Source organism: Saccharopolyspora endophytica (assembly GCF_018070075.1).
Classification (GTDB): Bacteria; Actinomycetota; Actinomycetes; order Mycobacteriales; family Pseudonocardiaceae; genus Saccharopolyspora; species Saccharopolyspora endophytica.
Genome location: NZ_JAGPXE010000008.1, coordinates 54,184 through 74,204, shown reverse-complemented (window position 1 = coordinate 74,204; position 20,021 = coordinate 54,184). Strand labels below are relative to the sequence as shown.

The following is a 20,021-nucleotide window of genomic DNA, read 5'->3' as shown; positions in this document are numbered from 1 at the left end:
TGGGGTGGTCGTCCTTAACTGGGGAATCGTTGTCGGGCGTGTCCGGTCGGTGACAGCCTGGTGAACCCCGCGCCACCGAATTCGCCCTGCGTTCGCGGTCTCGTCGCCGGCTCACCACAGCCCTCGGGCCTTGGCGAGCCGGCCGACCGCGAGGCCGACCCGCAGCACGTGGGCGTCGCGGGCGTTGGACGGCGTGCGTCCGGTCAGCTCGGCGACGCGGCGGAGTCGATATCGGACGGTGTTGGGGTGGACGTAGAGCTGGCGGGCGCAGTTCTCCAGCACGCCGCCGACCTCCAGGTAGGTGTCGACGGTCTCCATCAGCGCGCCGCCCGCGTCGACCAGCGGCAGCACGATGCGCTCGACCAGCTGGCGCTCGGCTTCGGGGTCACCGGCCAGCGCGCGCTCGGGCAGCAGGTCGCCGGAGGGGACCGGTCGGGGCGCGGTCGGCCAGGCCACCACCGATCGCAGGGCGGACATCGCGTCGGAGGCGGAGCGGTGCGCGTCGGCGAGGCTCGGCATGCTCGGGCCCGCCACCACAGGGCCCTCGCCGAACGCCTCGGTCAGCCCGTTGGCGATCTGCTCGTTCTCGCGACCGTCGCCGGTCCCGCCGAAGACGACCACGAGCCGCGTCCCCTGCACGCCCAGCAGCACCGGGCAGCCGACCCGGGCGGCGCGGCTGCGCACCTGGTAGACGACGGTCGGCGGGTCGTCGGAGGGGGCGTTGCCGACCAGCACGGTGGCCTCGGAGGCGGGGTCCCAGCCCAGCGCGGCGGCCCGGGACAGCAGTGACTCCTCGGCGTCGCCGCGCACGATGCCGTCGACGACCAGAGCTTCGAGCCGGGCGTCCCACGCGCCGCGCGACTCGGCCGCGGCGGCGTAGGAGGTGGCGGCGGCGAAGGCGATCTCGCGGGTGTAGCGCAGGATCGACTCCAGCAGCACGAACCGCTCGTGCTCCTTCTCGGCGAGCTCCGGCAGCTGCTGCTCGAAGACGTCGATGGCGACGCGGACCAGTTCCAGCGTCTGGCGGAGGCTGACCCAGCGGGAGAGGTCGCGGGGCGCGTTGCGGAACGCCTCGGCGGTCAGCCGGACGGACTGGCTCGGGTCCTGCATCCAGGAGACGAAGTTGGAGACCCCGGTCTGGGTCACCAGCTGAACGCTCGCCCGCTGGTCGGCCGGAAGCCGCTGGAACCAGGGGAGTCGTTGCTCCATCGCGGTGATGCTGGCGCCGGCGAGCCCGCCGGAAGCGCGCTCGAGCCGGTGCAGCGTCGCCGCGCACACTTGATCTTGTGTACCGGTGTCCCGCTCACCAGCGTCTTCGGTACTCATACCGACAGAATCGCATGTCCGAGATCAGCGTGTTCGAGGGGAGCGCGTGGAAGCGAACAACCTCACCCGGCAGGAATTCGTATTCATCGCGTAATTGAATTGGTCAAACAATTCAACCGAAAGAGCGACGAAAGTCGTCCGAACGTGGCGCCTGTCGGAGTTGCTGCGGAGTTGATGTTCGAGAACGATTTCCGAGACGCGAATTCGCCATCGATTTTCCGGTTTCACCGAGGAGCAAGGACTATGGGAGCTCTCCAGCAAGGATTGTCCGCGGCGTGGTCCGCGGTCGCCACGTTCGTGCCGAAACTCGTCGTCTTCCTGATCATCCTGCTGGTCGGCTGGCTCATCGCCAAGGCCGTTTCCAAGGCTGTTCAGATGGCGTTCAACAAGCTGGGATTCAACAAACTCCTGGCGAAGTCCGGCCTGAACGACATGACGTCGGGTTCGGGGATCGACATCGGCGGAATCCTCGTCAAGCTGATCTACTACTTCATCCTGCTGATCTTCCTGCAGCTGGCGCTGAGCGCGTTCGGCCCGAACGCGGTGAAGGACCTCATCGACCAGGTCGTGCTGTTCCTGCCGCGGATCGTCGTCGCCGTCGTCCTGGTGCTGGTGGCCGGTGCGATCGGTCGCGCGGTCGGTGACCTGATCACCAGCTCGCTGGGCAACCGCTCGTTCGGCCCGATGCTCGGCAAGATCGCCTTCGGCTTCATCCTGGCGCTGGGCATCATCTCGGCGCTGAACCAGATCGGGATCGCGGTCACCGTGACCACCCCGGTGCTGGTCGCCGTGCTGGCCGCGGCCGCGGGCGTGGTCATCGTCGGTGTCGGCGGTGGCCTCATCCAGCCGATGCAGCACCGCTGGAGCCGGTGGCTGGACAACGCCGAGTCGCAGTTCGGCGGCAAGGGCAACGTCGCCGGCGACCAGCCCACCCAGCAGATGCCCGCTCCGGGCCAGCCCGGTCAGCCCGGGCCGGGTCAGCAGGGGCACAGCGGAACCCTCTGACGCGAGGCTGAGAGATCGGGGCTCACCCATCGGGTGGGTCCCGATTTTTCACGCTCTTGGCCGTTCCGGGCGGGTGCGGGGAACCGACACCATGGTGCGCGGGATCTCGTTGGGGGTGATCACCGATGGCGCTACCTCTCGTGTGGCTCGCCGACGTGCTGCGTGCGGCCGGCCTGGCCGTCGTGGAGACGTCCGGGTGGAAGGAGCGCACGGCCTCGGGCGTGCAGCCGACCGCCGCGGTCGGCGTTCTCGAACACCACACGGCGACTCCGGCCTCGTACGAGAACCCGGCTCCGAGCGTGCAGCTGTGCATCGACGGGCGCAGCGATCTCAAGGGGCCGCTGTGCCACGCGGTGATCGGTTTCGACGGCGTGGTCCACGTGATCGCCGCGGGCCGCGCCAACCACGCGGGCGAGGCCAAGGCGTCCGGGCCGAACCCGGCCGGCGACGGCAACACCCTCTACGTCGGGTTCGAGTGGGACTACCAGGGCGTCGAGCAGGGGCCGAGCCCCGAGCAGCACGGCGCGGCGATCACCGCCACCGCCGCGGTGCTGCGTCACCTCGGCCGGCCGCTGGAGGCGGCGCGCGGCCACAAGGAGACCAGCGTCACCGGGAAGATCGACCCGGGCCACGTCGACATGGACCGCTTTCGCGCTGACCTCGTGACCAAGGACCAGGAGGACGAGATGACCCCGGAACAGGACGCGATGCTGCGGCGCTTGGAGCACGAACTGCTGGGCCCGCGCGGTCCCGAGGGGCAGATCCAGGGGTGGCAGACCGCCGTCGGCCCGCGCACGATCGTCGCGATGCTGGTGGATCTGGTCAACAGCATGGCCGCGAACAACCAGCCCGCCGCGCCGCAGGGAGCCGTTCAGGGGCCGGAGGCGATCAAGGCGGCCTTCGAAGCGATGCCGGCCGATCAAGCCGCGCCGCTGCTCGCCGAACTGGTCCGCATCCAGCAGCAACGCCAACCGGCGCCGGGTGCTTGAGGATCGTTGAGGGACTGCCTAGACGGCGCGGCGCCGTTGGGCGCGTTGGTCGCGCCGGTTGAGCAGGCGCTTCACCAGTGCGGGCTGCTGGGCTAAGGCTTCGGGCTCGTCCAGCAGGCGGTTGAGGCGCTGGTAGTAGCGGTTCGGGGAGAAACCGAAGCGCTCCTGGATGACCCGTTCCTTGTTGCCCTGGTACTGCCAGTGCTCCAGCTCGAAGGCGAGGATGGCGCGGTCGGTGTCGTTCATCCGGCGTTACCCCCTCGTTCAGCTTCGGACGATCAAGTCTAGGTGATCGGGGTACGGGTGTTCGATCGGCCATCAGTGGTGTCGGCTCGTTGTGATCCGACCCACGTCTGGATCGCGGAACAGATCGACCGGCGCAGGATGTTGGCCAGTGCAGTACGAACTCGTGCGCTCCGGGGTCGGTGAAACTCCGAACCGGCGGTGAAAGTCCGCGAACCGGCACCTCGTGGGTGCCGGCCGATCCGGTGGAATTCCGGAACCGACGGTCAAAGTCCGGATGAGAGGCGCGCACGGGCCACCGCGGTGCGCGAATCCCGGCAGCTCACGCCGTGTTTCGCCGGTTCCTCGGTCGCCCGCGCACACCCCGGCGCACCCGGCGGGAGGAGCGGGCGTGCAAGCGGTGGCGGAATGGCTGCTCGGCAACGGGATCACCGTGCTGGGCCAGAAGATCTCCTGGGCCGAACTCGTGGGGCAGCTCTGCGCGCTCACGGTGGTCTTCCTCGCGCAGCGGCGCTGGGTGGCGACGTGGCCGGTGCAGGTGTCGGCGACCGTGCTGCTGTTCGCGGTCTACGCGTCCGCCCACCTCGGCGGACTGGCGGTCCGCCAGGTGGTGATCCTGCTGATCTCCGTCTACGGGTGGTGGGCCTGGAACCGCCGCAGCGACCCGGTCTACGGCGTGGCGATCCGCAAGGCCACCGGTGTCGAGCGGCTGGTGCTCGTCGGCGTTCTGGCCCTCGGAACCTCGGCGTTCGCGCTGCTGCTGAGCGCGCTGGACGCCTCGTGGGCGCCCTGGCCGGACGCCTGGATCTTCATCGGCACCGGCGTCGCGTTCTGGGCGCAGGGCCGGGGCCTGGTCGAGTTCTGGCTGGTCTGGCTCGCGGTGGACGCGGTCGGAGTGCCGCTGCAGATCGCCTCGGGCCTCTACTTCAGCGCCGCCATCTACCTGGTCTTCGCAGCCCTGGTCATCCACGGCTGGTGGTCCTGGACCCGCACGGCCCGAGCCCAGAGCGAACGGACCACCCCGGTCACAAGCGGCTGAGGACTGCTGCGGTCACGCCTCGGGTGCCGCAGGTGGGGGTGCCGTTGGGGTTGAGGCGGACTGCGCCGTCGGCGTAGGCGGCTTCAACGGCGCCGGTGATGCGCTTCGCGGTGCCGGTGGCGCCCACGTGGTCGAGCAGCATCGCCGCGGTCAGCAGCTGCGACGTCGGGTTCGCCTGGTCCTTCCCGGCGATCGACGGGGCGCTGCCGTGCACGGGTTCGAAGTAGGCGGTGCGCTCGCCGATGTTGCCCGACGGGCACGTGCCGAGCCCGCCCACGGTCGCCGCGCCGAGGTCGCTGAGCATGTCGCCGACGAAGTTCTCGGTCACGAGCACGTCGAAGTGGCCGGGGTCGGCGACGAGGTCGTGCGCGGCGGCGTCGGTGTAGCGGTGATCTGCTTCGACGTCGGGGTACTCGGCGGCGATCTCGTCGAAGATGTCCCGGAAGAACGCGAAGCTGCGCAGCACGTTGCTCTTGTCCACGCAGGTCACCCGGCGAACTCCGTCGCCCGGGGCGCCGTTGCGCGTTCGCGCGGTCTCGAAGGCGAACCGCACGATCCGCTCGACGCCGAACCGCGTCATCAGCAGCTGGTCGCTGGCCGCCCGCTCGTTGCGCACTCCGGAGCCGCGCGAGAGGTACAGGCCCTCGGTGTTCTCCCTCACGATCACGTAGTCGATCGGGCTCGCCGAGTCCCGGAGCCCGGGCAGCAGGCGGACCGGGCGCACGTTGGCGTAGGTGTCGAGCCCGGTGCGCAGCACTCCGCCGAGCACACCGGCTTCGGTCCCGTCGGGCTTGCGCACCTCCGGCAGCCCGACCGGGCCCTTGAGCACGGCGTCGTACTCGTCCCGGAACCGCTCCAGGGCCCCGGCCACCAGCGGTTCCCCGGTTTCGAGGTAGGTCGCGGCCCCGCCGGGCTCGTCACCGAACTCCACCGCCAGCCCGTCCCTCGACGCGGCGGCGGCCAGCACCTCCCGGGCGCTGCCCATCAGCTCGGGTCCGATCCCATCGCCGTCGATGCACGCGATTCGCACCGCCCCACTCCACCACACGACGCCCTGGCGGACCTCCCCCCTGAAACGGGCTTCACAACCCGACCCACCGCACCTCGTCCGCGTGGAGTCCCGGATTTCAGTGGAAGTCGGAACCCCGATTTCAGTGGAGATCCGACACCCGATTTCCACTGAGATCCGGAACTCCAGGACTCCTCGTACGACGAAGGCCCCGGTGACCTCCGCGTTTTCGAGCGGGGTCTCCGGGGCCTTCGGGGATCGGCCGGGGTCAGGCGTCTCCGGGGTCCGACGTCTGCGGGCCTGCGGCCTGGACGTCGTCGATGCGGTACTTGCGGGCGGCCTCGACCACCGTGGCCTTGTCGACCTGGCCGGTCCGGGCCAGCGCGGCCAGGGTCGCGACCACCGTGGACTCGGCGTCGACGAGGAACACCCGACGCGCCGCGGGACGGGTGTCGGAGAAGCCGAAGCCGTCCGCGCCGAGGCTGACCATCTCGCCCGGCACCCACGGGCGGATCAGGTCCGGCACCGCACGCATCCAGTCGCTGACCGCCACCACGGGCCCCTCGGCCTGCGACAGCGCCCGCGTCACGTACGGGACCTGCGGTTCGGCACCGGGGTTGAGCAGGTTGTGCCGGTCGACCTGCTCGGCCTCCCGGCGCAGCAGCGCCCACGACGTCGCCGACCACACGTCGGCCCGCACGCCCCAGTCCTCGGCCAGCAGCCGCGCGGCCTTGAGGACCTCCGGCAGCAGCACGCCCGACCCCATCAGCTGGGCGCGCGGCCCGGACCCCGAAGGGGCCTGCTGATACCGGTAGAGCCCGCGCAACAACCCGTCGACGTCCAGCTCGGACGGCTCGGCGGGCTGCTGGTACGGCTCGTTGTAGACGGTCAGGTAGTAGAAGACGTTCTCGGCGTTCTCGCCGAACATCCGCCGCAGACCGTCCTTGACGATGTGCGCCACCTCGAACGCCCACGCCGGGTCGTAGGCCACGACCGCCGGGTTCGTCGCGGCGATGAGCTGCGAGTGCCCGTCGGCGTGCTGCAGGCCCTCACCGGTCAGCGTCGTGCGGCCCGCCGTGGCGCCGAGCACGAACCCGCGCGCCATCTGGTCGGCCGCCGCCCAGAACCCGTCACCGGTGCGCTGGAAGCCGAACATCGAGTAGAAGATGTAGACGGGGATCATCGGCTCGCCGTGCGTGGCGTAGCTGGTGCCCGCGGCGGTGAACGAGGCGGTGGAACCGGCCTCGTTGATGCCCTCGTGCATGATCTGCCCGGTCTCGCTCTCCCGGTAGGCCAGCATCAGCTGGTAGTCCACCGGTGTGTAGAGCTGGCCCTGCGGGTTGTAGATCTTCTGCGACGGGAACATCGAGTCCATGCCGAAGGTTCGCGCCTCGTCGGGGATGATCGGCACGATCCGAGCCCCGATCTCGGCGTCCTTGGCCAGGTCCTTGAGCAGCCGGACGAACGCCATCGTGGTGGCGACCTCCTGCTTGCCGGAGCCCTTGCGGATCACCTCGTAGACCTTGTCGCCGGGCAGCACCAGCGGCTTGGACTTGGCCCGGCGCTCCGGCAGGTACCCGCCGAGCTGGCGGCGGCGGTCCTGCAGGTACTGGATCTCCGCCGAGTCCTGGCCGGGGTGGTAGTACGGCGGCTCGTAGGGGTCGAGCTGCTCGTCGGCGATGGGGATCCGCAGGCTGTCGCGGAACAGCTTGAGGTCGTCCAGCGTCAGCTTCTTCATCTGGTGCGTGGCGTTGCGGCCCTCGAAGTGCGGTCCGAGGCCGTAGCCCTTGATCGTCTTGGCCAGGATGACCGTCGGCTGCCCGTGGTGCTCGGTGGCCGCCTTGTAGGCCGCGTAGACCTTGCGGTAGTCGTGGCCGCCTCGCCGCAGACCCCAGATCGCGTCGTCGGTGAGGTGCTTGACCATCTCCTTGGTGCGCGGGTCGCGTCCGAAGAAGTGCTCGCGCACGAAGGCGCCGTCGTTGGCCTTGTAGGTCTGGTAGTCGCCGTCGGGGGTGGTGTTCATGAGGTTGACCAACGCCCCGTCGCGGTCGGCGTGCAGCAGCGAGTCCCACTCGCGGCCCCACACGACCTTGATGACGTTCCAGCCCGCGCCGCGGAAGAACGCCTCCAGCTCCTGGATGATCTTGCCGTTGCCGCGCACCGGACCGTCGAGCTGCTGCAGGTTGCAGTTGACCACGAAGGTCAGGTTGTCCAGGCCTTCGTTGGCGGCCACGTGCAGCAGGCCGCGCGACTCGGGCTCGTTCATCTCGCCATCGCCGAGGAACGCCCACACCCGCTGCTGCGAGGTGTCGGAGATGCCCCGGTCGTGCAGGTAGCGGTTGAACCGGGCTTGGAAGATCGCGTTCATCGGGCCCAGGCCCATCGACACGGTCGGGAACTCCCAGAAGTCCGGCATCAGCCGCGGGTGCGGGTAGGACGGCAGGCCGCCGCCGGCGCCGGCGTGCGAGTGCTCCTGGCGGAACCCGTCGAGCTGGTGCTCGGTGAGCCGGCCTTCCAGGAACGCGCGCGCGTAGATGCCGGGGGAGGCGTGGCCCTGGATGTAGAGGTGGTCGCCGCCTCCGGGGTGGTCCTTGCCCCGGAAGAACCAGTTGAAGCCCACCTCGTAGAGGCTCGCCGAGGAGGCGAAGGACGAGATGTGCCCGCCGACTCCGATGCCGGGCCGCTGCGCGCGGTGCACCATCATCGCGGCGTTCCAGCGCATCAGCGCCCGGTAGCGGCGTTCGGTCTCCTCGTCACCGGGGAACCACGGTTCCTGCTCGGTGGGGATGGTGTTGACGTAGTCCGTGCTGGTCAGCGACGGGACGCCGACGCCGGTCTCGCGGGCGCGCTGGAGCAGCCGCAGCATCAGGTAGCGGGCGCGCTGCTGCCCGTTGGCCGACAGCACCGAATCGAAGGACTGCAACCACTCGTCGGTCTCCTGCGGATCGATGTCGGGCAGGTGGGAGGCGAGGCCCTCCCGGATCACCCGGACCCGCTGGGCGGGGACCGCGTCGTTGGTGGCGTCGTTGTTGAGCGCGGACAAGGGAACTCCTCGACTACGTCGGGATTCGTGGCAGGGTTTTTGGGGGTCGGACGTGACGTCCGACACCGCTATCGTCCCTCATGTTCGGCCCTGATGGGCGCATCCGACACCCACGACGATGCACCGCAGGCTGTTGGTGCGAGCCTTGCCGGTCTAGAGTCGAACCTCAACGCGTTGCTACGGCGTGTCGTGCGCCTAGCAGTTGCGCCGGTGGCGGTCCGCAGTGTTCGCTATCGGCCAGGTTTGAAAGTCGTGTGGGGCCAGATGGTCACCGCACCGGTGCATTGGAGGAGTGAGCAAACCGTGGTCGCCGCGGGAGACGCCGGTAAAGGCGAAGCCGACGTCGCCGAGAGGCTCGACATCGAGCCGGAGATGGTTGTCCAGGAAATCGGCTGGGACGAGGACGTCGACGACGACGTCCGGGCCTCGATCGAGGAGCGTTGCGGGAGCGATCTGCTCGACGAAGATGCCGACGAAGTGGTCGATGTCGTGTTGCTGTGGTGGCGCGAAGACGATGGCGACCTCACGGACACGCTTCTCGATGTGATGACGCCCCTGTCCGACGACGGGGTCATCTGGGTGATGACCCCCAAGACCGGCCGTGACGGATACGTCGAACCGGCCGACATCGCCGAGGCCGCCTCTACGGCGAACCTGGCACAGACCGCGAACGCAAGCGTCAGCGAAGGCTGGATGGGAACCCGGCTGGCATACCGCCGGGCCAAGGCCCGTCGCTGAGGTAGTTCGTGTTTCGAAACGTGGGCACCGATGTCGCCATCGGTGCCCACTTTCGCTGCGAAGTGTAGGTTCGGCCGGGACAAGGTCATGTCGAACAGGAGGGTGCTCTCATGGCTGTTGAGGTCGGTGCGCAGGCGCCGGACTTCACGTTGCCCGACTACAACAAGGAAAAGGTCTCGCTGGCCGATTTCCGGGGCAAGAAGAACGTCCTGCTGGTCTTCTACCCGTTCGCCTTCAGCGGCGTGTGCGAGGGCGAGCTCTGCCAGGTCCGCGATGATCTGAGCGACTTCCAGAACGACCAGGTTCAGGTCATCGGCGTCTCGGTGGACACGCCGTTCTCGCTGAAGGCGTGGGCCGAGCAGCAGGGCTACACCTTCCCGCTGCTGTCGGACTTCTGGCCGCACGGCGAGATCGCCAAGGCCTACGGCGTGTTCAACGACGCCGCCGGTATGGCCAACCGCGGCACGTTCCTCATCGACACCGAGGGCAAGGTCCGCTTCGCCGAGGTCAACCAGCCCGGCGAGGCCCGCGACCAGAACGTCTGGAAGAAGGCCGTGGCGGAACTGACCGCCTGACCTGCTCGTGGACGGGTCGACCGGCCACCGAGCCGGCCGCGACACCCCGGTAGTGTTACCGAGGTGTCCGACCGGCTCAGCCGTTCGACCACCAGGGCGCATAGCTCAGCGGAAGAGCACCTGCCTTACAAGCAGGGGGTCGTTGGTTCGAACCCAACTGCGCCCACTTCTGAACCGGCCGTTTGCAGAATTCTTTCTTCTCGGGTCGCGCCTTCACGGCCCCGAACCGGTCGTCAATGCGGTCCATGATTTCGGTCGGCCGTCGGCGCCCTTCACGCTATGTGGGCCAGGGCTGCCCAGAAGGCGGTTTGGGCGCCTTCTGCTGGTGTGGAGCCTGGTTCTGGGCGCCAGTCGGTGGCGTAGACCGCGCCGGGGGTGACGAGTTCTCGATCGCCGATGAGGGCGGTGAATTCCTCGAAGCTGCGGTGTCGGGCCGCATTCGTGGTGCTCGAGTAGAGGCGATCGATCTCGGCGACCTTCTCGGGGGTGTCGTAGTGATCGGTGATGTGCGAAACCGCCAGGTAGCTGCCTGAGGGGACGGCTCGGCAGTAGGCGTCCAGGATCGCGGCGGGGTCCTCGGCGTCCGGGACGAAGTGCAGCACTGCGACGGCCAGCACCGCCACGGGTTGGCTGAAGTCCAGCAGGTCGGCGACTCCGGGCGAGTCCAGCACCTCGTGCGGTTCTCGCAGGTCGGCTTGCGTGATGGTGACCGCAGGGCTGCCCGAGAGCATGCGCTTGGTGTGCGCGACCGCGATGGGCTCGATGTCGACGTAGGCCACTCGCGTCGACGGGTCGACCGCGTGCGCGATCTCGTGGACGTGCCCGACCGTGGGAATGCCGGATCCCAGGTCGAGGAACTGCCGGATGCCGGCGTCGAGGCAGAACCTGACCGCGCGCTGCAGGAAGGCTCTGTTCGCACGGGCGCCGGGAATCATCGTGGGAGTCACCTGCACCGCTCGTGCAGCAGCGGCGCGATCGGGGGCGAAGTTGTGCGAACCGCCCAGGTAGTAGTCGTACATCCTGGCCGCGTTCGGCGTCTCGACGTCGAGATCGCCACCGACCCAGCTCGTTGCCTCGCTCACCTTCCGGCCCTCCTTCGGTGCCACGCCGCCGATCAGCTGATCGTCCCGCCGCGGCCGGTGTCAACCGCCGTCTCGGTGCCGGTCGGTTCTGGCCCACGAAGCCGTCCGGACGTGTTCTCGCAGTGCTCCTTCCGCGCTTCGCGAGGTGAGCTTTCGTCGTTGCGGCACCCCGTCGCGGGACGGGCCCCACCCGACGCCGACACTAAAAGCAACGAATTGTTGCTATAGTCGGTGCTGTCGGAGCGGACGCGAGGAGAGAAACGATGAAGATCCTGGTCAGCGGCGCAGGGGCCGCCGGGCTGTGCGCGGGCATCGACCTCGCGCGAGCCGGGCACGCGGTGGAGATCGTGGAGCGGGCGAACCACCTGCGCGTCAACGGCTCGCCCATCGACGTGCGCGGCGATGCGCTCGAGACGGCCGAGCAGATGGGCATCCTGGACGCGGTGCGCGAGCGGCGGATCACGATGACCGAGCGGACGACGTTCGTCGACCGGTCCGGCGCGGCGGTCGCCTCCCTGGCGATGCAGGAGATCAACGAGTCCTCCGATGACATCGAGCTCCCCCGCGAGGACCTCATGATCATCCTGCGGGACGCCCTGCCCGAGCAGGTCGACCTGCGCTTCGAGGAGTCCATCGCGGCGCTGGTCGACGACGGGGGCCGGGTCGCGGTCACCTTCGCCTCCGGCCGCGAGGCCACCTACGACATCGTCATCGGCGCCGACGGGGTGCACTCCGCCGTGCGCCGCCTGGTCTTCGGCCCGGAGGAGGAGTTCTCCGAGCCCCTCGGGGTCTACGTCGCGATCGCGGACGCGCCCGGCGAGGCGACGCCCGGCGACACCCGCGCGACGGAGATCCTCAACCTGCCGGGGCGCTTCGCGGGCGTCGCCCGCTACCGCGACGAGGCGCTGGCGATCTTCGAGTTCCGGTCCGACTCGATCGACCACGACCACCGCGACCTGGCCGCCCAGAAGCGCGTGCTGGCCGAGGCCTTCGCCGGGATCGAGGACTGGAAGGTCCCCGAGCTGATCGAGGCCGCCCAGCGCGATCCCGAGCTCTACTTCGACGCGATCGCCCAGATCCACCTGCCGACCTGGCACCGGGGACGGGTCGTGCTGATCGGGGACGCCGCGCACTGCGCGACTCCGATGGCCGGGCGCGGCACCTCGCTGGCCCTGCTCGGGGCGTGGACGCTCGCCGAGGAGCTCGGTCGCCACGACGACGTCGAGTCGGCCTTCAGCGCCTACGAGCAGCGTCAGCGCCCCCACGCGGCGGCGGCCCAGGAGTTCGCGCGCGGCGGAGCCGACCTCGTGGTCCCCGCGACCTGGGACGCCATCGAAGCGCGCAACACCCGGCTGCGCGCGGCTCAGCTGTAGGCTTCCGGCCGTGGACGAGGAGGGACCCGCGCGAGAACCGGCCCGTCGTCCGGGCGGGCGCACCGCGCGAGTGCGGCGCCGGATTCTCGAAGCCGCTGCCGAGCTGATCGCCCGCGACGGGATCGGCGGGCTGCGCTACGACCAGGTCGCCGAGCTCGCCGAGGTCAACAAGACCAGCGTCTACCGCAACTGGCCCGACCGGAACGCGCTGATCGCCGACGCGCTCGCCACCTTCGGCGCCGACGTCGCTCCCCTGCACGACTCGGGCGACATCGACGCCGATCTCGTCGACTTCCTCGAAGCCCTCGCCGCCGCCACCGCGAGCCCGCAAGGCCGTGCGCTGCTGACCGTCGTGGCCTCGGCGCGGGAGAACCCCGAGCTGCGGGCCGTCGTCGACGAGGTCTACGAACGACGCCTGGGCACGCTCGACGATCGCCTGAAGATCGCGATCGAGCGTGGCGAGCTGCCCCCGGTCGAGACCTCCTTCGTCGCCGAGATGCTCGCCGGACCCGTCCAGCTGTTCGTCACCCGCGGAGCCCGCACGTTCACCCGCGCCGACGCCGCCCGGGTGACCGGCGTGGTGCTCGCCGGCATCCGCGCCACGCACCGCACCTGACACCAACGTCGCCGCCCGCGGGGCGGACAGTGCTCGAGGCCCTCGCCCCGCTCAGGGGTGCAGTCGGGGTCGGTAGATGAGTTCCTGGACGTGCTCGTCGAGGGTTCGGTGCTCGAGGAGCTCCAGGTCGAAGTCGGCCGCGTTCTCGAAGATCGGGTCCATGCCCGTGCGGCCGGTGATCACGGGGAACAGGGTGACCTGAACGCGGTCGACGAGGCCGGCGGCCATCAGCGCGCGGTTCATCGAGAGGCTGCCGTGCGAGCGGAGCGGCACGTCGGACTCCTCCTTGAGCCGGGCGACGACGTCGACGGCATCCCCTCGGGCGATCCGCGCGTCGGGCCAGTCCAGGGGTTCCTCCAGCGTGTTCGACACGACCGTCGCGGGCTTCTTCCGCATCAGCGTGACCCAGGCGTCGCGCACGTCGGAATCCTCGTCGCTCGCAGCGAGCATCTGCGCGAACGCTCGATACGTGTTGGCGCCGAAGACCATCCGCTGCTCTCCCTCGTGCAGGGTGCGCCGGTGGTCGAGGAGTTCGGGCCCCTGCTTGCCCCAGTAGCCCGTCCAGTCGCCTCCGGCGGCGCCGAACCCGTCGAGGCTGGAGAAGACGTCGAACGTGTAGGTCGCAGTCATGATCAGTTCTCCCGGTGCGGTCGTCTCGCGTCTCGGAGAGGTGGACCGGAGCCTGCCGCGAAACTCATCGCTCTCGTCAGCTCTGGATCGCCAGACCCGTGCCGAGGGTGATGAGGGCCGCGGCCGCGGCGCCGGTGATGGTTCGCTGGACCTTCCGGCGCTGCAACCAGGTCTGCACCTGGCCGAGGACCGCGATGAGCAGGACGTACCAGGTCAGGGAGAGCAGGCAGAAGAGCGCGGCGAGCAGCGCGTGCTGCGCCAGCGTCGGCATCCCCGGCAACGTGAACTGGGGGAACAGGGCGAGGTAGAAGGCGGCGACCTTCGGGTTGAGCAGGTTGCTGAGCAGGCCCTGCCGGAACGCGTGACGGCCGGGGAGGTTCGGACGGGCCGGCGCCTCCTCGGCTCGGGCAGGTGCGTCCTTGCGGATCAGGCTGATCAGCGCGCGAACGCCCAGGTAGATCAAGTACGCCGCGCCCGCGAGGCGCATGACGTCGTAGAGCGGTCCGGAGGCTTGCAGGAGCGCGGTCAGGCCCGCCACCGCGGCCGCGGCGAGGATCGTGTTGCCCGTCATGATCCCGGTGGCGGTGGCGATCGCCGCGGATCGCCCGGCGACGGCGGCGTTGCGCAGCAGCAACGCCAGATCGGGACCGGGAACGACGATCACGGCCAAGCACGCCCCGACGAACGCCCACAACTGCCCCGACACCCGATACCCCCTCGTCGCCAACCTGCGCGGACAGCACGATGATCCCCGGCGCTCGGGAGAGGTGAGTTCCTGGATGCCCCGGGCTGTTCCTCGGCTCACAGGTTCAGGCGCTTCTCGACGCTGACCGAGCGGGTTCGGCTCGAACTTTGGCGGACCACGTCGCTCCGCTCCGGCAACGTCCTGCTCAACCACCGCCCGCTCTGAACCGGAACGCGCCTGGCATCCGGGGTGGGTGCCAGGCGCGTTCGGGTTGTTCAGAGTGCTTCGGCGCGGACGACGTCGAGGTTGTGGAACGTCGGTTCGCTCTCGCAGAGGTTGCGCATGCGCTCCGAGAGCTCCTCGGTCTCGGGCAGGTGCGAATTGCGGATCGCCTCGTCGTAGGAGGGGAATTCGACCAGCTCGTAGTACAGGTCCGGTTGTTCGTGGTCCTCGGCGAGCACCGCCCGGGTCGCCGTGCGCTTGCCGCCGGTGCGGACCTCCCACTCGTCCAGCAGCCGGCTCAACTCCTCGCGCCGGCGGGTTTTGAACTCGATCAGCTGGACGAACTGCATCCCGCCCCGGGCCGACCGGTCCTCGTCCTCGATCATGCCGCGCACCTGCTCGCGCAGCTCCGGGGTGTCCTCGTGGGCGTGCGCGGACACCGCGTGCTCGACGGCCGCGCGCACCACCTCGTCCTCCTCGCCGATGATCGTCAGCGAGCAGTTGATGTCACTGGGCGTCTTGCGGCAGTCCGCTACTTTCCTCGTCATCGTGGTTCCCTCCTCATGTCGCTCCGCGCAGCCACGCGATCTCGCGCACGTACTGCGGAGCGGGGTGCGTCGCAACGCCCTGCACCAGCGGTGGTTTCGAGCGGGGCCAGGACCAGTCGACGTCGTGCGTGATGAGGCCGCCGTGCCGGAGGTGCATCAGGGCGTCGACGTCGAGCCGCGTGGTGGCGGCGGTGTCCAGGAACAGCAGTTGCCCGGTCCGGCGGAGCACCCTGGCGATCTCCCGCGTCGCGAGGGCCGGACGCTGCGCGCGGGTGAGCGCGAAGCGGCAGACCACGACGTCGAAAGACCTGTCCGGGAACGGGAGGTCTTCCGGTGCGGCGTCGACCTTCTCCGCGTGCAACGGGAGTTCGGAGTCCCGGACCTCGCCCGCTCCGACGAGCGCCAGGTGGCAGAGGTGCGCGTGGGAGGGCAGATCATCGGGGTTGCTCGCGCCGATGTCGAGGACCCGGCCGGACGCCCGTCGCCCGACCAACGTCTTGAACCGCTCCAGCGGCCCGGACACCCGCTCGCTCGACACCGCGCTCGGCAGGAGTTCCGTCATGGACGAAGCATGTGCCCGCGCCCACCGAGCGACCAGAGGCTTTGGTCCGGACCGGCGCGCCGCGGTCATCGTTCCTGCGGAGGGCGAGGACTCCGATCAGGGCCAGGAGGAAGCCGGGGATCGTGGTGAGCTGGAAGGGCTGATCGAGGGCGAGGGCGCTCCAGGTCGCGGCGACCGCCGGGGTCAGGAACAGCAGGGCGCTGACGGCGACCGACCCCGATCGGTCCAGGACCAGCAGGTAGCAGCCGTAGCCGCCGACGAAGGGGAGCAGGACCAGGAACGCGACGGCGGTCCAGAACTCCGGTGCGGCGGGCGGGACGAATCCGCCGCCCGCGGCGGCGACGAGGGCGAAGCCCGCCAAGGCGGCGGCGGACTGCACGGTCAGCGAGTCGAGCAGGTCGTAGCCGCTGGGGCGGGGTCGGCGGTCGCCGAGCAGCGTCGCGGCGGTCAGGGCGACCATGCCCGCGACGACCGCGAGAACGCCGAGCACACCCCCTCCCGCGCCGATGTCGGCCACGACCACCAGCCCGACACCGGTGACCCCGGCGGCGAGGCCGAGAACCCTTCGCGCTCCGAGGGATTCGTGCGCGGCTCTGCTGCTGATCACCGCGACGAGCACCGGTTGCAGCGAGGCGATCAGCGCGCTGGTGCCGGCCGGAACGCCGAGCGACGCGCCGTGGAAGACGCCGGAGAGGTAGACGGCGTGGCCGAGCACCCCCAGCACGGTCTCGCGGATCAGGAACGCGCGGCCGTACCTGCGGCGTCTCGCCACCGCGATGACCAGCAAGATCGCGGCCGTCGCCGCGTAGCGCCAGAACAGGCTGGTGTTGGCGGAGGCGCCGGTGCCGGCCGCCATGCCCGCGCCGACGAAACCGGAACTCCAGAAGACGACGAAGGCGATCGGAAGCAGTGCTCGCATGTCGCTAAGTAACCATACCGGTCGGTATACTCGCAGTGTCCTGTTGGCAGGCGAGGGAGTGATGATGGCGAGGACGGCGAATCCGGACACGCCCGCGGGGAGGAAGATCCTCGAAGTCGCTGGGGTGCTGTTCTACGAGCGAGGCATCGGCGCGGTCGGGGTCGACCTGATCGCCGAGGAGGCGGGCACCACCAAGAAGACCCTCTACGACCGCTTCGGCTCGAAGGACGCCCTGGTCGCGGCCTACCTCAGGCGTCGCGAGCAGCGCTGGGAGGAGTTCCTCGATGAGTGGATGCGCGCTCATCGCCCCGAGTCGGGGCTCGACCGGGTGCTGGCCGTGCTCGACGCCGAGGAGGCGTGGTGGGCGGGCAGCAGGAGGGGCTGCGCGTTCGTCAACGCCCACGCCGAACTCGGCGAGAGCGACCACCCCGGCCGTGACGTGCTGCGCGAGGGCAAGCGCCGCGCCCGCGCGAAGTTCGTCGCCCTGCTCGCCGAATCCGGGGTTCCCGACGCGGAAACCCTCGGGGCCCGGGTCCACATGGTCTACGAGGGGGCCATGGTCAACCTCACCGTCGGTGGGATGACGGACGCCTTCGACGAGGCGAGGGAGACGATCCGCGTCCTGGTCGGGGAGAGGTGAGGCCTGCTCAATCGGTCGCGACCTGAACCTTCTCGCCGCCGGTGAGCATCATGAGCTGGTTGAGGTCGAGCGGGAAGACGGTGTGCGGCGTGCCGGCGGCGGCCCAGATCGTCGAGTAGTCGCTGAGCGCCTCGTCGATGACCGTGCGCACGGGCGCCGGGTGCCCCACCGGCGCCACGCCGCCGATGGCTTGGCCGGTCACAGCGCGGACCTGCTTCGCGGAGGCCATCCGGATCTCGCGGGCGCCGACGTTCTCGGCGAGGAGGTCGGTGTCGACCCTGTGGCGCCCGCTGGTCATCACGAGCAGTGGCTGCTCGTCGGCGAGGAACAGGAGGCTGCTGGCGATCGCGCCGACCTCGCATCCGAGCGCGGCGGCCGCCTCGGCGGCGGTCCGCGCGGAGTCGGGCAGTTCGCGCACCTGGGCGGTCACCCCCGCGTCCGACAGCTGCTGCTGCACGACCCGACTCCGCTCGGGCAGGTGCTGGTAATCGATCATCCGCGACGACTCCTCTCGGCGTCAGGTCGTGCTGCTGACTCCCTCGGACGGGCCCGTCGGCACAGCGAAAGGTTCACCCCTGATGCAGCGAAACTTACATCTGGATGTACGAAACGCTGTGTTGAGGTCGTAGGTTTCGCTGTACCTGCCCGCCCGTCGTGATTCCGGTCCTGTTTGGGTTTTGCGGGTGCTGTTGGCCCATATCCTGGGGCGGCACATTCCGCTGAACGGGGGAGCGCAGTTCGTTGGTCGAGACGGTTGGCGACAGGTCCGGGTACTTCGAGCGCACCGGGGAGGGCCGGTACAAGCCGACCGCTCACGTGGGTGGGGCTTGGCGGGCCGATGAGCAGCACTTCAGCCCCCTCGGTGGCCTCATCGTGCACGCCATCGAGCAGGCCCGGGCCGCTGAGGGGCGTCCGGAGCTGCTGATGAGCCGGATCAGCTTCGACATCCTCGGCAAGATCGCGCTGGAGGAGTTCGACGTCCACGTCGAGACCGTCCGGCCGGGCAAGACGATCGAGCTCACCGAGGCCACCGTCGTCATCGGCGGGCGGGCCGTCGTGCGGGCGCGCGCCTGGCTGCTGGCGGCCGTGGACACCGACGTCGTCGCCGGTGGCGGGCCGGACGCGCTGACCCCGCCGGAGCAGTTGGAGCCGTGGGCGATGGGTTCGGTGTGGTCCGGCGGTTTCATCGAGTCGCTGCACACCCGCGTCGTCGGTCGGCCGCAGCCCGGGCGCACCACCGCGTGGGTGACCACCGGCCACGCCCTCGTCGAGGGCGAGGAGGTCAGCCCGCTCGCCTCGTTCGTCGCGCTGATCGACACCGCCAACGGCATCGCCGTGCGCCAGGAACCCACCGAGTGGATGTTCCCCAACGTCGACCTGACCATCCACCTCCACCGCCAGCCCGAGGGCGACTGGACCGGTCTCGACACCCGGGTCACCTTCGGATCCAGCGGTCAGGGCTTGACCAGCACCGATCTGCACGACGTCCGCGGTCCGGTGGGTCACGCCGAGCAGATCCTCACCGTGCGTCCCCTGGCGACCTGAAGCGGCGCCCCGCGCTAGGGGTTGCTGCGGGGTGGGGCGTGGGCCGCCTGTGCCGCGGCGGGTCGGCCGTCTGGACGGCGGGATTCGACCGGAGCGTGGCTTTTGTGGTGAATTCCTGACAGAGCGTCGAGTTCGCCGGTCTCTTCCGGGAGTATCCGCAGCTGCAGATGATCCTTTGCAGCGAGAGGTGTCCCGCATGAAGACCCGATTAGCCGGTGTGACCGCCGCCCTCGTGGCCGGTGCCGTCGCATCCTTCGTCGCGCCCGTGGCGGTCTCGGCCCCGGCCGCTCCCGCGCCGACCGCCGACGGCTGCTACTCCTGGAGCAAGACCCTGAGCGAGGGCGCCTCCGGTGACGACGTGCGCAACCTGCAGATCAGGGTGGCCGGGTACCCCGGCAGCGGCGGAAGCCTCGCCATCGACGGCGTTTTCGGCCCCGGCACCAAGGACGCCGTCGTCCGGTTCCAGCAGGCCTACGGCCTGCCCGCGGACGGCGTCGCCGGCGAGTCGACCTTCGCCAAGATCTACGAGCTGCAGGACGACGACTGCTCGCCGGTCAACTTCGACTACTCCGAGCTCAACACCTGCAACTCCGACTGGTCCGGCGGCAAGCTCTCGGCCGACGAGGCCAAGGCCAACGCGCTGGTGACCATGTGGAAGCTGCAGGCCATGCGGCACGCGATGGGTGACGCGGCGATCCAGGTCAACGGCGGCTTCCGCAGCGTCTCCTGCAACGACTCCGTCGGCGGCGCCCCGAACAGCCGCCACCTCTACGGCGACGCCGCCGACCTCGGCGCCGGATCGCAGGGCTTCTGCGCGTTGGCGCTGCAGGCCCGCGACCACGGCTTCGGGGAGATCCTCGGACCGGGCTACCCCGGCCACGACGACCACGTGCACGTCGCCGGTGGAGCCGACACCTGGTCGGCGCCGGACTGCGGTCTCTGACAAGCGCTTTCGCGCTGCGGGCACCCGGGTTCGCCGGGTGCCCGCGCTGCATCGGTAGGCGAACGACAGGTGTTCGCGCGATGACGGAGAGGTGTTACGCGGGTGTGGCGGGCATGACGTGTGACGCGACTATCCGCGGTCATCGCTAACAACTCCGCGCCATGTCCGACATACTGGTTGAAGCTTCCACGGTGTCGTTGGGAGCGATCCGCGGGAAGCCGGCCACCCGGACAGGTGCGCAACGCCGCTCCCGCCGTCACCACGAACTGCCGACCGCGGTTCGCCGCGC

21 protein-coding genes, 1 tRNA gene and 1 riboswitch are annotated in these 20,021 nt (G+C 69.7%); of the genes, 11 read left to right on the top strand and 11 right to left on the bottom strand.

What is annotated here, in order from left to right; genetic code table 11:
• Positions 1 to 111: 111 nt before the first annotated feature.
• On the bottom strand, positions 112 to 1,326 hold the full coding sequence (locus KBO27_RS19165) for a PucR family transcriptional regulator (RefSeq protein ID WP_210971289.1): 1,215 nt from the start codon (positions 1,324 to 1,326) through the stop codon (positions 112 to 114).
• Positions 1,327 to 1,569: 243 nt separating this feature from the next.
• Here KBO27_RS19165 and KBO27_RS19160 point away from each other — a divergent pair, with 243 nt between their 5' ends.
• Together KBO27_RS19160 and KBO27_RS19155 are read left to right on the top strand one after the other, a co-directional pair.
• Complete coding sequence (locus KBO27_RS19160; protein ID WP_210971288.1) at positions 1,570 to 2,331, top strand: mechanosensitive ion channel family protein; 762 nt, start codon at positions 1,570 to 1,572, stop codon at positions 2,329 to 2,331.
• Between the two features lie 125 nt (positions 2,332 to 2,456).
• A complete protein-coding gene (locus KBO27_RS19155) occupies positions 2,457 to 3,320 on the top strand; it encodes a peptidoglycan recognition protein family protein (protein WP_210971287.1) in 864 nt (287 codons plus the stop codon).
• A gap of 18 nt (positions 3,321 to 3,338) precedes the next feature.
• Here the strand turns inward: KBO27_RS19155 and KBO27_RS19150 are convergent, their stop codons facing one another.
• Positions 3,339 to 3,566, bottom strand: a complete 228-nt coding sequence (locus tag KBO27_RS19150; RefSeq protein WP_093420858.1) for a DUF3263 domain-containing protein — start codon at positions 3,564 to 3,566, stop codon at positions 3,339 to 3,341.
• A gap of 162 nt (positions 3,567 to 3,728) precedes the next feature.
• A riboswitch (FMN riboswitch) is annotated at positions 3,729 to 3,856 on the top strand.
• A gap of 98 nt (positions 3,857 to 3,954) precedes the next feature.
• On the opposite strand from KBO27_RS19150, the gene KBO27_RS19145 reads away from it, so the two are divergent.
• On the top strand, positions 3,955 to 4,602 hold the full coding sequence (locus tag KBO27_RS19145; RefSeq protein ID WP_307870491.1) for a nicotinamide mononucleotide transporter family protein: 648 nt from the start codon (positions 3,955 to 3,957) through the stop codon (positions 4,600 to 4,602).
• Here KBO27_RS19145 and KBO27_RS19140 read toward each other — a convergent pair.
• Together KBO27_RS19140 and aceE are read right to left on the bottom strand one after the other, a co-directional pair.
• Positions 4,589 to 5,632: an isocitrate/isopropylmalate dehydrogenase family protein gene (locus tag KBO27_RS19140; RefSeq protein WP_307870490.1), complete on the bottom strand. Its 1,044-nt coding sequence runs from the start codon at positions 5,630 to 5,632 to the stop codon at positions 4,589 to 4,591. The two genes, KBO27_RS19145 and KBO27_RS19140, sit on opposite strands and share 14 nt — an antisense overlap.
• Before the next feature lie 247 nt (positions 5,633 to 5,879).
• The gene (aceE, locus tag KBO27_RS19135; protein ID WP_210971285.1) at positions 5,880 to 8,654 is read right to left on the bottom strand and encodes a pyruvate dehydrogenase (acetyl-transferring), homodimeric type; all 2,775 of its coding nucleotides are present in this window, start codon (positions 8,652 to 8,654) and stop codon (positions 5,880 to 5,882) included.
• A gap of 303 nt (positions 8,655 to 8,957) precedes the next feature.
• On the opposite strand from aceE, the gene KBO27_RS19130 reads away from it, so the two are divergent.
• The 3 genes from KBO27_RS19130 (at position 8,958) to KBO27_RS19120 (ending at position 10,133) form a co-directional block, all read left to right on the top strand.
• A complete protein-coding gene (locus KBO27_RS19130) occupies positions 8,958 to 9,392 on the top strand; it encodes a DUF3052 domain-containing protein (RefSeq protein ID WP_093420851.1) in 435 nt (144 codons plus the stop codon).
• 110 nt (positions 9,393 to 9,502) lie between these two features.
• Positions 9,503 to 9,967, top strand: a complete 465-nt coding sequence (locus tag KBO27_RS19125) for a peroxiredoxin (protein ID WP_132677399.1) — start codon at positions 9,503 to 9,505, stop codon at positions 9,965 to 9,967.
• Between the two features lie 94 nt (positions 9,968 to 10,061).
• A tRNA-Val gene (locus tag KBO27_RS19120) sits at positions 10,062 to 10,133 on the top strand.
• Between the two features lie 106 nt (positions 10,134 to 10,239).
• Here the strand turns inward: KBO27_RS19120 and KBO27_RS19115 are convergent.
• Positions 10,240 to 11,049, bottom strand: coding sequence for an SAM-dependent methyltransferase (locus tag KBO27_RS19115; protein ID WP_307870489.1), 810 nt, complete (start codon positions 11,047 to 11,049; stop codon positions 10,240 to 10,242).
• 263 nt (positions 11,050 to 11,312) lie between these two features.
• Between KBO27_RS19115 and KBO27_RS19110 the strand changes: the two genes are divergently transcribed.
• Together KBO27_RS19110 and KBO27_RS34640 are read left to right on the top strand one after the other, a co-directional pair.
• Positions 11,313 to 12,422 (top strand): FAD-dependent monooxygenase, encoded by a 1,110-nt coding sequence (locus tag KBO27_RS19110; protein ID WP_210971284.1) that lies wholly within the window; start codon positions 11,313 to 11,315, stop codon positions 12,420 to 12,422.
• A gap of 10 nt (positions 12,423 to 12,432) precedes the next feature.
• Positions 12,433 to 13,038, top strand: coding sequence for a TetR/AcrR family transcriptional regulator (locus KBO27_RS34640; RefSeq protein WP_307870488.1), 606 nt, complete (start codon positions 12,433 to 12,435; stop codon positions 13,036 to 13,038).
• A gap of 51 nt (positions 13,039 to 13,089) precedes the next feature.
• On the opposite strand, the gene KBO27_RS19100 is transcribed toward KBO27_RS34640, so the two are convergent.
• The 5 genes from KBO27_RS19100 to KBO27_RS19080 form a co-directional block, all read right to left on the bottom strand.
• Positions 13,090 to 13,668, bottom strand: a complete 579-nt coding sequence (locus KBO27_RS19100) for a dihydrofolate reductase family protein (RefSeq protein WP_210971283.1) — start codon at positions 13,666 to 13,668, stop codon at positions 13,090 to 13,092.
• A gap of 76 nt (positions 13,669 to 13,744) precedes the next feature.
• Entirely contained in the window at positions 13,745 to 14,374 is a 630-nt protein-coding gene (locus KBO27_RS19095; protein WP_210971282.1) for a LysE family translocator, read from the bottom strand.
• Between the two features lie 254 nt (positions 14,375 to 14,628).
• Positions 14,629 to 15,123, bottom strand: coding sequence for a DUF1059 domain-containing protein (locus KBO27_RS19090; RefSeq protein ID WP_210971281.1), 495 nt, complete (start codon positions 15,121 to 15,123; stop codon positions 14,629 to 14,631).
• 13 nt (positions 15,124 to 15,136) lie between these two features.
• Positions 15,137 to 15,616 carry a class I SAM-dependent methyltransferase gene (locus KBO27_RS19085; protein WP_210971280.1) on the bottom strand — a complete coding sequence of 160 codons (480 nt, stop codon included), beginning with the start codon at positions 15,614 to 15,616 and terminating at the stop codon, positions 15,137 to 15,139.
• A complete protein-coding gene (locus KBO27_RS19080; RefSeq protein WP_210971279.1) occupies positions 15,558 to 16,604 on the bottom strand; it encodes a DMT family transporter in 1,047 nt (348 codons plus the stop codon). The genes KBO27_RS19085 and KBO27_RS19080 overlap by 59 nt, the downstream gene beginning before the upstream one ends.
• 64 nt (positions 16,605 to 16,668) lie before the next feature.
• On the opposite strand from KBO27_RS19080, the gene KBO27_RS19075 reads away from it, so the two are divergent.
• A complete protein-coding gene (locus KBO27_RS19075; protein ID WP_210971278.1) occupies positions 16,669 to 17,244 on the top strand; it encodes a TetR/AcrR family transcriptional regulator in 576 nt (191 codons plus the stop codon).
• A gap of 7 nt (positions 17,245 to 17,251) precedes the next feature.
• Here the strand turns inward: KBO27_RS19075 and KBO27_RS19070 are convergent, their stop codons facing one another.
• Complete coding sequence (locus KBO27_RS19070; RefSeq protein ID WP_210971277.1) at positions 17,252 to 17,740, bottom strand: YbaK/EbsC family protein; 489 nt, start codon at positions 17,738 to 17,740, stop codon at positions 17,252 to 17,254.
• A gap of 245 nt (positions 17,741 to 17,985) precedes the next feature.
• Between KBO27_RS19070 and KBO27_RS19065 the strand changes: the two genes are divergently transcribed.
• Both KBO27_RS19065 and KBO27_RS19060 read left to right on the top strand, forming a co-directional pair.
• Entirely contained in the window at positions 17,986 to 18,789 is an 804-nt protein-coding gene (locus KBO27_RS19065) for a thioesterase family protein (protein WP_210971276.1), read from the top strand.
• A gap of 196 nt (positions 18,790 to 18,985) precedes the next feature.
• Complete coding sequence (locus KBO27_RS19060; RefSeq protein ID WP_210971275.1) at positions 18,986 to 19,732, top strand: D-Ala-D-Ala carboxypeptidase family metallohydrolase; 747 nt, start codon at positions 18,986 to 18,988, stop codon at positions 19,730 to 19,732.
• The last annotated feature ends 289 nt before the right edge of the window (positions 19,733 to 20,021 follow it).

Bases quoted from the DNA above. Each gene is read 5' to 3' on its own strand.
- KBO27_RS19165 (WP_210971289.1), bottom strand. From the start codon at position 1,326: ATGAGTACCGAAGACGCTGGTGAGCGGGACACCGGTACACAAGATCAA.
- KBO27_RS19160 (WP_210971288.1), top strand. From the start codon at position 1,570: ATGGGAGCTCTCCAGCAAGGATTGTCCGCGGCGTGGTCCGCGGTCGCC.
- KBO27_RS19155 (WP_210971287.1), top strand. From the start codon at position 2,457: ATGGCGCTACCTCTCGTGTGGCTCGCCGACGTGCTGCGTGCGGCCGGC.
- KBO27_RS19150 (WP_093420858.1), bottom strand. From the start codon at position 3,566: ATGAACGACACCGACCGCGCCATCCTCGCCTTCGAGCTGGAGCACTGG.
- KBO27_RS19125 (WP_132677399.1), top strand. From the start codon at position 9,503: ATGGCTGTTGAGGTCGGTGCGCAGGCGCCGGACTTCACGTTGCCCGAC.
- KBO27_RS19110 (WP_210971284.1), top strand. From the start codon at position 11,313: ATGAAGATCCTGGTCAGCGGCGCAGGGGCCGCCGGGCTGTGCGCGGGC.
- KBO27_RS19100 (WP_210971283.1), bottom strand. From the start codon at position 13,668: ATGACTGCGACCTACACGTTCGACGTCTTCTCCAGCCTCGACGGGTTC.
- KBO27_RS19090 (WP_210971281.1), bottom strand. From the start codon at position 15,123: ATGACGAGGAAAGTAGCGGACTGCCGCAAGACGCCCAGTGACATCAAC.
- KBO27_RS19080 (WP_210971279.1), bottom strand. From the start codon at position 16,604: ATGCGAGCACTGCTTCCGATCGCCTTCGTCGTCTTCTGGAGTTCCGGT.
- KBO27_RS19075 (WP_210971278.1), top strand. From the start codon at position 16,669: ATGGCGAGGACGGCGAATCCGGACACGCCCGCGGGGAGGAAGATCCTC.
- KBO27_RS19070 (WP_210971277.1), bottom strand. From the start codon at position 17,740: ATGATCGATTACCAGCACCTGCCCGAGCGGAGTCGGGTCGTGCAGCAG.
- KBO27_RS19060 (WP_210971275.1), top strand. From the start codon at position 18,986: ATGAAGACCCGATTAGCCGGTGTGACCGCCGCCCTCGTGGCCGGTGCC.